Here is a 10,431-nt window from a genome sequence, read left to right as displayed (position 1 = left end):
AACTCAGGACTGGATAAAACTTGGGGGCAAGGTCAATCGCCGAGCCGGCCTTGCGGGGTAGTCACAAAGTTGAAGTTGGCCGGATCATGCAGAAAGCGAAGATTTGCGTCCCTTTCGCCATCTGCGACTTCACTGGCGATTAGGGAGAGCGCCAGGGCGCGCCAGCCCAATTCCATCGGCTTCGCATAAGTCGACGCAAGTTCAAGCGTGCCGTCGAGGGCGATCTTCCAGGCGATAACGTACTGTTCGTCCGATTTGTTGTCCCGGTGTCTGGTCCACGAAACGAAAATAAAGTCGTTTTGGCCAAGTTCAACAACGCCCCACATTTGAGGCACGAACTGTGCCACCTTCGAGACATTGGAGATAATTTGTTCTATCGTCTCACCATCTTGCGCTCGCCAAGTTGACTTCAGTCGTTCGACAAGGGGACTGTCGCTGGCCCGAATATTATTGCTCATGGCAGCCGGCCAGGCGAGGCAGATTAAAAATCCGACCACGCTAAGCCATAGCGCGGGTCTTCCAGGCATTCTCTTCATAACCCTCGGCCTATCGCGTTTCATCCAAATATCTTGTGAAGCAGGCAACCTCGAACCTGCTATGCCATCGCAAGAAGTTTACGGGGATGCACCCGCTAGCTGTCCCGCGCGAGCAGGCGCTCCCCTCTATGTCATGCGCAGCTAACTTCCCCGGCAGCGACTGCGTCAATTGGCTGAGCTGGACCTGCCCAGAGGAGGAGACTGGGCATTCCGAGGGTCTGCATTCTTCGTGCCAGGCAATAGGCGGAAAATTTCACGGAGTTTGTGTCACTCTTGTCGACTTTCCGACCTTTGCATGTTTTCGATGTTTCTGTTTGGCGTATCCGCCGCAGCTTGTGCATCCATGTCCCGCACCGGATATTTAGCAGAAGAGTTGAACGCCTCGATGCCGGATGCCTGTGGACGGAAGTGGGTTTGCCGCCATTGAGCTGTGTGGTTCGCTATCGTGCCGCCCGCGTTCGAGCTGCGTGATTGCCAAGCACCAAGCCGGCTTGATCCCAGCTCTGAAGTCTGGGTGGCACGCAAATCAACCCCTCGCCAGTTGCTAAATTTCGCCACGTGCCTTGGCCTATTCGCCGCAGATCCTTTAGTTGAGCGAAGAGCTGGCTAGCTGAGGTGCTGGGCGAACCTCTGGAAATCGCAAAGCCGCATTGAAAGCGCTCTGATATAACGTCGGTACTCCCGCCGGCAGGCTGCTTCTGTCCCTTTCATCAATTTAGCGTGCGGCTCCGCCTCAAGGCAGCTCCGATGCTTATCCGGCATCTGAGAAGGATATGTCTGATTATGACATCTCTGATGAGAGAATGTTTCTAGATGGTGAAGTCACAGAGATGCACGGTCATTCGGCTAGCGGATGTCGCAGATTAGCTTGCACATAATCTGAGAGGTTGACGGAAGAGTTCTCCTGCCGATAATCCAAGTCGTCGAGGTTCTCCGGTTCCCATTGATCCGGAGCTAAGAGGGAAGCCGGTGCAAATGCCGGCTCTGCCCCCGCAACTGTGAGCGGCGAGCCGCTGTCCGACGATGTCGCTGAAGCCTGCACGGCTTCGGGAAGGCCGGACAGCAGCGATGACCAGCAAGCCAGGAGACCGGCCCCGACAATATATTGGTCCACGGGCGGGGTGTCTCGGTGGTGCGCCAAGCAGCCGTCGCACGCGCGACTTCTCCTGCCTGCGTCCGCCATGGCCTTTGTCCCCAACAGGGGTTAACGCTATGTCTCCTCTCTCTCTTCCAGTTGCTACGCTCGGAACGCCACGCATCGGCCCAAGGCGTGAGCTCAAGCTCGCTCTAGAAAGCTACTGGGCTGGAAAGATTAGTGAACAGCAGTTGCACGAAGACGCATTCGGCCTACGCGCAGCGAACTGGGCTCGTCAAAAATCGCTCGGCGTCACGATCATTCCGTCAAACGACTTCTCGCTGTATGATCAGGTGCTCGATACAAGCGTCATGGTTGGCGCAATCCCGGAGATCTACGCCGCGAACGGAGAATCCGTTTCGCTCCAAACGTACTTCGCCATGGCCCGCGGATCGCAATGCGGCGAGCAGGATGCGAGTTGCGCCCAGAGCCCGCGGGGATCTGGCGTGCCCGCGCAGGAAATGACCAAGTGGTTCGATACCAACTACCACTACATGGTTCCTGAGTTTTACCGGGGACAGGCGTTCAGACTGTGCTCTCGCAAACCCGTCGAAGAGTATGAGGAAGCGAGGGCTCTTGGCTTTCAGACCCGCCCTGTCCTGATCGGGCCGGTCACATTTTTAAAGCTCGGCAAGAGTACCGATAGTGCGTTCCAGCCCCTCTCTCTCCTCGATGATCTGATACCCGTCTATATCGACCTTCTGCATGAATTAGCCAAACGAGGGGCAAGTTGGGTTCAGTTTGACGAGCCCTGCCTGGTCCTTGATCTGGATGAGGCGGCGCGAAATTCGTTGCTGCACGCCTATAACCGGTTCGCAAAGGAGGGACCCGCTATCAAGATCATGCTTGCGAGCTATTTCGGCGCCCTAGGCGACAATCTGGATACTGCCTTGAGCCTGCCAATTTCCGGTCTGCACGTCGATTTGGTTCGAGCGCCAGAACTATTGGATCAGATCGTTGCTGACGGCCGAAGTGATCTCGTCATGTCGCTCGGTGTCATCGACGGCCGGAATGTGTGGCGGTCGAACTTGCCGTCGCTCCGTCAGCGGCTGAAGCCCTCGATTGCGAAGCTTGGCAGGCACCGTGTACAGCTCGCTCCATCCTGCTCGCTGCTTCACGTGCCGGTCGATGTTGAACTCGAGACCGGGCTCGCGTCCGACGTCAAGAGCTGGCTTGCTTTCTCGGTTCAGAAGATGCGTGAGCTTGCGATCCTGGCGCGGGTACTCGCAGGCGACCAGAATGTTGGGCTAGCTCTTGCCGAGTCGGAATGCGCTGCGACTGCCCGCCGGACCTCGCCGAAGATCCATAATGCCAACGTCGCTGTCCGAATGAGGGCGATCGATCAGACGATGCGCCAGCGCGCCACCCCGTTTGCCCGTCGTTCCGAGATCCAAAGGGAACGCTTTGGACTACCGGCTTTTCCCACCACGACGATAGGATCGTTTCCGCAGACCACAGCGGTGCGAAATGCTCGCGCGGCGCATGCGCGAGGTGCGATGAGCGAGGAGCAATACGACAGGTTCCTCAAAGAGGAGATAGCCCGCGCCGTACGTTGGCAGGAGGACATCGGTCTTGACGTCCTCGTTCATGGCGAATTCGAGCGTAATGACATGGTGCAGTACTTCAGCGAGCAACTCGCCGGCTTCGCATTTACAAGGAATGGATGGGTTCAGTCCTATGGTTCGCGCTGCGTTAGGCCCCCGATCCTGTTTGGCGATGTAGTGCGGCCGAAGCCGATCACCGTGGAATGGTGGCGCTACGCGCAATCACTAACTAGTAAGCCGATGAAGGCGATGTTGACCGGACCGGTGACGATCCTGAACTGGTCGTTTGTTCGCGATGATATTCCTAGAAGCGAGGTCTGCCGTCAGCTTGCGCTCGCGATGCGCGATGAAGTCCGCGATCTCGAGAATGCCGGTGCGGCGATGATACAGATCGACGAAGCTGCACTTCGCGAAGGATTGCCATTGCGCCGGTCGGACTGGAAGGCATATCTCGATTGGGCCGGAGATTGCTTCCGCATCTGCTCATCGGGCGTTACCGATCAAACGCAAATCCATACACATATGTGCTACTCAGAGTTTAACGACATCATCGGTGCGATCGCTGCAATGGATGCGGATGTCATTTCAATCGAGACGTCGCGATCGAAAATGGAGCTGCTGGATGCGTTCAGGAGGTACGAATATCCAAATCAAATCGGACCGGGCGTGTACGACATTCACTCTCCGCGCGTTCCCGAGACGGACGAAATGAAGGAGCTGATCGTGCTAGCTCGGACGCGCTTGCAGGATTCTCAGCTCTGGGTCAATCCGGACTGCGGCCTAAAAACGCGCAAATGGGAGGAGGTTCGGCCTGCGCTCGCCAACATGGTCGCTGCCGCGCGCGAACTGCGCGCTGCATCCGATCCGCAAATCCGTTGATCCCGAGCTCCGGTCTGTTCTCGACAAAGCTAATTGGGTTATGGTGATTTACGCTTTCCACATTATCGAGGCTATCCTTGCCGCTGACAAAATGCCCGGTCCACTTCGTGGACCGGGGAAGGTACGGTCTCGGAGAAAAGATGGTGACGCGTTACGCTAGTTTCGTCGGCCGCGGGAGAATTGCCGGCTGCTCGATCAAGGCGACGACATTCGCCGAAAATCTGCGACCCATTCAAGCAGAAGTGCCGCAGCTCAATCATGCCATGGTACGCGGCCGTCTAGGCTGTGATTTGTCGCTCATGGGCACGTTGGCAACGGCCGCGACAGCAATGAGAAAACTAATGCTTGACGGACACCGCAAGGCACCGGCGCGGATTCGGTCCGCTCGGAGATGCCGTCAGGGTCCCTCAATCAATCCACGCTAGATAGTTTCCGAAGAGAGGACGTCAAAGGCACTCCGTACCCCAACTCACGCCAATCCATTTGGAATAACGGCTATCCGGGCCAGATACGCCAATGCGTCGGCCGCACAGCGATTTGCTCTCCGGTATTCGCGTTGATCCATCCGCCGAAGATCCGGCGGCAAGGAAAGACCACCCGGTGAATTGAATTACCCTCGATCACGGCAATCTCCAGATCCTGATCGAAGGGCGGCGCCTTTCCAAGCTGCTCCCATGTCAGATCATTAGATGCTGGGCGGTGTTCATAGCTGCGGGGTGACAAATTCAGATAACCTTGTTAACACCGCGCACATCGCTTGGGTTCTGCGCGGACGGGCCCAAGCCGATAACGTTCGGATGGCCCGCGTTCTCGATCGCGTCAGCCGCGGCGGAGGGCTATCGGCCATGCGCTGTTGTGACGAAACATGATCCGCTCGCGAACTGAAATATTTAGATCTGCGCCACGAAACGACATCTGAGCTTTGGTCGAATTGATTTGGATCAGCTCAAGGCCTCGGCCGTTGATATTTGTAGCTGTGCTGCACAAGTTAGACTGGACTCCAGCTCCAGTAATCCGGCCCGGAGCAGGGTAAATGGTCCGGCCGTCTGTCATATCACGTCCCTTGTTGGTGAGACACATCTCCTTATCCTCCGGCGTCATCGTGTTGGTTGTGTGTGGGGGGCCTCCCTCACGCGCGCATTTTCTTAACACCGTTAGATGGGCGGCATCGCTCTGAGCCCATAGCAGGGCCGTCCCGCAGGCCGATAAAGTAGATGCCGTCGCAAGTCGGCGCAATTTATCATGTGGCCGGTCATTGGCCGCCGCGCGGCTGCGGCTGCGTCTGGTAGCAGTCCTAGGAACGGCAGCGGGTACCCGGGCAAGAAAGCATCATGGGCGTCAAGCATTTCGGTCCGCCGTGCGTCTGACCTTACTAGAAGACCACTTCTATCAGAGGCAGCCGCTGCAGCATTGATGCTTGTCAAAAAGTTGTGCGCGTCCGGGATCGGAGGCTCGTGACCGCTACCAGCCGCAGACGCTCGTCGACATGTTCCGAACTCGCGCTTCAGCCAGCGCCTCGCGTTCTCTGCAACAGACCAACGCGTTGAATTGAGGTGCAACCCACGCCCATGGCTAGGACAACTTTTCGCCATTGCTCCGTGCACGCCGACGGTCAATTGATGCTTCGCCTTTCACTCGGTGGCCTTGCCGGGCGCTGATAGACCTTAAGCTCCGGCGCTGAAGTCCTGGACCGGGCTTATCGAAACGTGGGCTAGGACAAGCGTGATGAGCGGCTTCTGCAATCGCGTCTTCAGGTGGCCGCCGATGCAAGTTCGGGGTTCTTGGTGCCCAGCGATCGCTTGCGCGCATAGCCGCCGGCGCATGGCAGAAATCAGCCCGCGATAAGCCTGCACTTGCGGCAGTCGTTCACAAGACTATCGCGGACAACTCGTAAAGTTCACGGCGGACTTTCTTGGCCTATCTTCGGAGGATCAGACAGACCTCTTGGGATGCTCCTTGAGGCAAATCAAATACTCCCCGCGCGAATGGCAGAATAGTGGATAAGCAAACCACACAAAGAGAGGGGGCATGCCTTCATTTAGCGTCCGGTTTATGAAGATCGTTTGCGACGATGCCGGCGGCGAGCATCGTGCGTGCCAGGCAGCATTCAAGGTCGATGCCGCCTCGCTGAGTGCTGCTGCTCAGCAGGCGGAGACCGATTTCTGCCGGCAAAGGCGGGTCCGCGATTGGACAATCTTCGCCGATGTACTGGAGCTTCGAACACCGCCTGCATGAGCCAATCCGTCCACATCATCTTCGAGCATTCCGCGAGGACGAGCTCTCCTGAGTTGCAAGGGCGTCGCACTTTCCGGGTTTCCAAGGAAGTTTAAGGTCTTCAACTCCGGCCAATGCTCTCAGTTCACGCCCGTGACATTCACCGGCGTCCTCGCCAGTCATGGTATTCTTCGGCTATGGCATCCGGCGCGACGACGTGTTCGTCGAGCATGCCTACGACATTGTGTCCGGCTCCGCGCTTCAATCGGATGAGACTTTGCCCTTTTACAGTGACCGGCGTCCACTTCGAACCTTGGCAGCGGTGCTCCGCATCAGCCTTACTTCCGCCCGCTGCCATTCCGTGCGGTAGCCTTACTGTGGCAAACGTTCCAATTATACAATTTGAACCACGCCGGCAGCCGTATATGGAATCCCGAAGGGACGGCAAATACGTCATCCGCCGGCGAACCTGCCAGGTCAGATAGGTTGAATTCGTGGTGTAGAGCACGTATCCGGCAATGGTGTAGAGCGCATCTGACCAGCCGGCCAAGGCGGGATCATCCCAGTGGGTAGAGAACAGACGATCGCGCTGCTCCGCGTCTGTCCTCCGCGGCAGCGGGCACACAAGCTGGCACGCGGGTCCGCCATCGGATCAAGGACCGCTACCTGGACGAACTGAATGAGGACGTCGAAGGAATTGTGAACACGTTGCGGAAGCTTAACGTGACCGTGCATCGACCGATGACACTCGATGCGTCCACCGTGGAGGTTCGCACCCTTGCTTGGTTGGCCGCAGTCGTGCCGCCGCTCAATGTCCGCGACATAGCGTTAGTGGTTGGAGACGAATTGATCGAGACCCCTCCTATGCTCCGCTCACGATACTTCGAGACGCAATTTCTCAAGCCAATCTTCGCGTCCTATTTCGACCGAGGCGCGCGATGGTCAGTGATGCCGCGCCCGTTGATGACTAACCGTTCATTTGACCGCTCCTACGCCCTGTCAACGACCGGTGGTCCAACGGAACCGATCCACCATCCCGGAACACATCCCTATGACGTTGGCCTCGAGATGATGTGGGACGGTGCGCAGTGTTTGCGTGTTGGACGCGACCTCGTCGTAAATATCGCTACCAAGAATCACGCGATGCCATGTGATTGGCTTGAGCGCCATTTGCAAGGACGATTTCGGATCCACCGTGCCTACAAGCTCTGCGATAGCCATATTGATAGTATGGTCATAGCGCTTGCGCCGGGGCCGCTGCTCGTGCGGTCTCGCGAGGTGGCGGACTATTTGCCAGAAGCAATGCGCAACTGGGACATGATAGTAGCGCCCGAGCCAACCAAAAATAGTTTTCCGGCTTACAACGACGACGATCTGCTGTTGTCCAGTCTTTACATTGATGTCAACGTCCTCTCGGTCGCTCCTGACGTCGTCTTAGTCAACGACGCCTGCCCCGAGCTGGCTCGGATCCTTGAACAGTTCAGCTTTCAGGTTGTCCCGGTTCGGCGCCGCCATAGACGGATCTTCGGCGGTGGGTTCCATTGCGTTACTCTCGACACGGTTCGCGAAGGCGGGCCGGAGGATTACTTCAGCTAGTACCGACGATCGTCTGCTTTCCGGGCAACGATCTGCTAAGCCGCTGCTTTGGGAGCCTCATACCTGGCGAAGCTTATGCTGCATCAGCTAGTTGGGAGAAAAATCGTAGCGTAGGCTGGCATTGCCGTAGTTGAGCCACCTAGATAGACTCTCCGCCGCGTTTGAGGTCGACATTGACGGGTGCCTCTCCGGGCGCCGTAAGTCGGGACGTGCACACGCTCACATCTTGCGGCACCATTGTGCGCGTGACCGTCTTCCCTTATCAGGACGGGAGCTTTTGAATGTCATTTGATCGTCCAGTGACTTAAAGGAAACTGTTGCTTCGATGTCACCAGATCGGTGAACAGCCGATCTACGCTTGTGCGAAAAAGAGCCACCACATGTTCGATATCTATTTGAACCAAAGAAACGATCTTTTGGTCGTGCCGAGAGGCTTTGCGATCCCCGCGGGATTGGGCGGGAATTGGAAACGAAAGAAGCGGGCGGTTCGTTTCGTGAGCGACGTCATTCGTCAGGATGTACAACGGCGTGGCTACTACCGACGTCGTTTGATCTCAAGTCGGTCGAAGTCGGCAGTCGAGACCACCTCACGCTCCTAGTCAACGCAGCTATCTAATGCTGAACCGTTCTTCGGAAGAGTCCTGGCAAGATGCAGTCGAAAAGCGTTGCTTACCGCGGCGACGGCAGGCGGGTGTCGTGCAATCGGCTTTAGGAGGAAGCTCTCTTTTGAAAAGCGGCTCGCAGCTCTGGAGCTTACCTCAAAATATGTAATATGGGCTTTTCCTTAAGTCGATGGCGTGCGCGAGTTTTCAGTTGTCGATACTGAAGATACTCGCCTGCAGCCGCACGGTCTGGCGAGTATCGAAGTCGTTAAGCAGCATTTGGCTATCTATTTTAGCAGCGGCCCGGAGTGGACGGACCGTATGAAGCGGATTGCGAGCCGCGCGACCCCACTCGATGTTTTCGGCCAAAAGCTGATCGAGCGGAAGGCCGGGTGCTGGATTATCACCGAAGAGGGAAGAGAGTACTTGAGGCGCTCGAAAACTTAGATCGGGGTACTATGCAGGCGCAGGTTGAGCGAGAGATCGCGCAAGAGCCGAAAGCTGAGCTGCCGCTCCCTTTGGTTTCTCGGCTGGAAGCGAACACGGGCAGAAAGCGTCCCACGGCATGCGATTGAGCCGACGTAAACCGATGTCGACGTGGAGGAAAGCCGCTTGAACCCTTGCTGGTGGTGATGCAGTTCGACTGGATTGCGAAATTCAATCTAGAAACAGTGTCGTTGTAATCAGTGTTGTGGAGTCGTTGAACGCGACCAAAGATATTGACCTGAGGGACGAAGGATTTGGCCTCTTCGTGCACATCAGTGTCATCGAGACGGTCGGCTAAACTGATTTCCCGGAAGGCATCCGGGTCAAATACGAGAAGGGGACCAAGAACCCCATGTATTGGTTGGCGAAGGCAGCCGACGAAGGTCTCTGCTCGTCTTTAAGCGGTCTACGCCTGTGGTGTCCTGATCGGCGGTGGACGCCAGTCGTGCTGGATTTTCAGCAAATTTCTTATCCCGAAAATTGGGCATGATGATCTTGCACTGGAATTGAGGGCATCACTGGCAGCGGGCTGCACTCGGAGAACGAGCTCGACATATGAGCATTTTGGATGTGAGGCGCGGCGCGCGTGAACTTCACCAATAACCTACCACTTCAGTCGAGGCCATCAAGCGGCGGCGCTCTTTGCGCGAGTTGAATACGACCAAAAGCGAACTTGAAAAAGAGCGCGTGATCAAAGGTGAGTGTGCCTTTAATCATTCTCGTCAGCCACCTCTCTAAGCAATATCGCGGAGACACAACATCTTTCCGTTCTCTGGGCGCACCTCCTTATTTGGACCTGTTGATCTCTATCGCGATTTGGCTCTCGCTTATTCGAGAGCGTGTCGGTTGTTTAGCTCCGGATATAAAGGCGTCGATTGGAACGCTATCAGAACGCGACGTGCGTATGAAGTTTACAATTGCGCAGCTGCAACAGTGCAGACACCTCGCTTCGGAAGACATGCCAAAGCTTACACTTGGCGCGATGTCCTATAATATTGTCTATTTTTTTACCGTCGTCGCGCCGAGAAAACTATGTTACAAGCCGCTCCGCTAAAAAGGAGCATTCATCGTGAAGAAAGCAACTAAGAAAAGCGTTAAGCGGCGCGAATGGACGAAGGCAGATATCAAGGAGCTCAAAGTCCACTCGAAGGCCAGGACCCCGGTGATAAAAATAGCAAAGATGACCAAACGCAGTGTCGGTGCGCTCCGCCAGAAGGCCTTAAATCTTGGAATCGGACTCGGACATCAGCGGTAGCTTGGGCCGCGCTGGTACTTGCACGGTAGGGCGGCTCGCAGGCCGCCCTCAGTGCCCATAGAAGGTTCTCTAGCAAATTGGGTTTGCCGATTCGCGCTGAGGGGTTTTTTGGATGGCGTTTCAATGTGGCGGTGGGGCTCCAGCATCCTGAGCTATGCGGGAAACTGGGTGATGACGGAATGAG

At 56.4% G+C, this 10,431-nt stretch carries 6 protein-coding genes and 1 riboswitch; of the genes, 4 read left to right on the top strand and 2 right to left on the bottom strand.

The window, feature by feature from the left end; all coding sequences use genetic code 11:
* Positions 1–32 precede the first annotated feature (32 nt).
* Both IC66_RS0141325 and IC66_RS46920 read right to left on the bottom strand, forming a co-directional pair.
* The gene (locus tag IC66_RS0141325; protein WP_244429250.1) at positions 33–458 is read right to left on the bottom strand and encodes a hypothetical protein; all 426 of its coding nucleotides are present in this window, start codon (positions 456–458) and stop codon (positions 33–35) included.
* Positions 459–803: 345 nt separating this feature from the next.
* A complete protein-coding gene (locus tag IC66_RS46920; protein WP_131234261.1) occupies positions 804–1,094 on the bottom strand; it encodes a hypothetical protein in 291 nt (96 codons plus the stop codon).
* Positions 1,095–1,445: 351 nt separating this feature from the next.
* Positions 1,446–1,647: riboswitch (cobalamin riboswitch) on the top strand.
* Positions 1,648–1,748: 101 nt separating this feature from the next.
* Between IC66_RS46920 and metE the strand changes: the two genes are divergently transcribed.
* From metE to IC66_RS44640, 4 genes are all read left to right on the top strand, one after another.
* On the top strand, positions 1,749–4,094 hold the full coding sequence (metE, locus tag IC66_RS0141320; RefSeq protein ID WP_011084864.1) for a 5-methyltetrahydropteroyltriglutamate--homocysteine S-methyltransferase: 2,346 nt from the start codon (positions 1,749–1,751) through the stop codon (positions 4,092–4,094).
* Positions 4,095–6,122: 2,028 nt separating this feature from the next.
* Complete coding sequence (locus tag IC66_RS0141310) at positions 6,123–6,329, top strand: hypothetical protein (RefSeq protein ID WP_026312600.1); 207 nt, start codon at positions 6,123–6,125, stop codon at positions 6,327–6,329.
* A gap of 702 nt (positions 6,330–7,031) precedes the next feature.
* Entirely contained in the window at positions 7,032–7,904 is an 873-nt protein-coding gene (locus tag IC66_RS0141300) for a glycine amidinotransferase (protein WP_197535737.1), read from the top strand.
* Between the two features lie 2,157 nt (positions 7,905–10,061).
* Positions 10,062–10,247, top strand: a complete 186-nt coding sequence (locus IC66_RS44640) for a hypothetical protein (protein ID WP_014497780.1) — start codon at positions 10,062–10,064, stop codon at positions 10,245–10,247.
* Positions 10,248–10,431: the final 184 nt, after the last annotated feature.

Source organism: Bradyrhizobium genomosp. III (genome assembly GCF_000261705.1).
GTDB classification, from domain to species: domain Bacteria; phylum Pseudomonadota; class Alphaproteobacteria; order Rhizobiales; family Xanthobacteraceae; genus Bradyrhizobium; species Bradyrhizobium ottawaense.
This window is presented reverse-complemented; position numbering and strand designations above follow the sequence as displayed.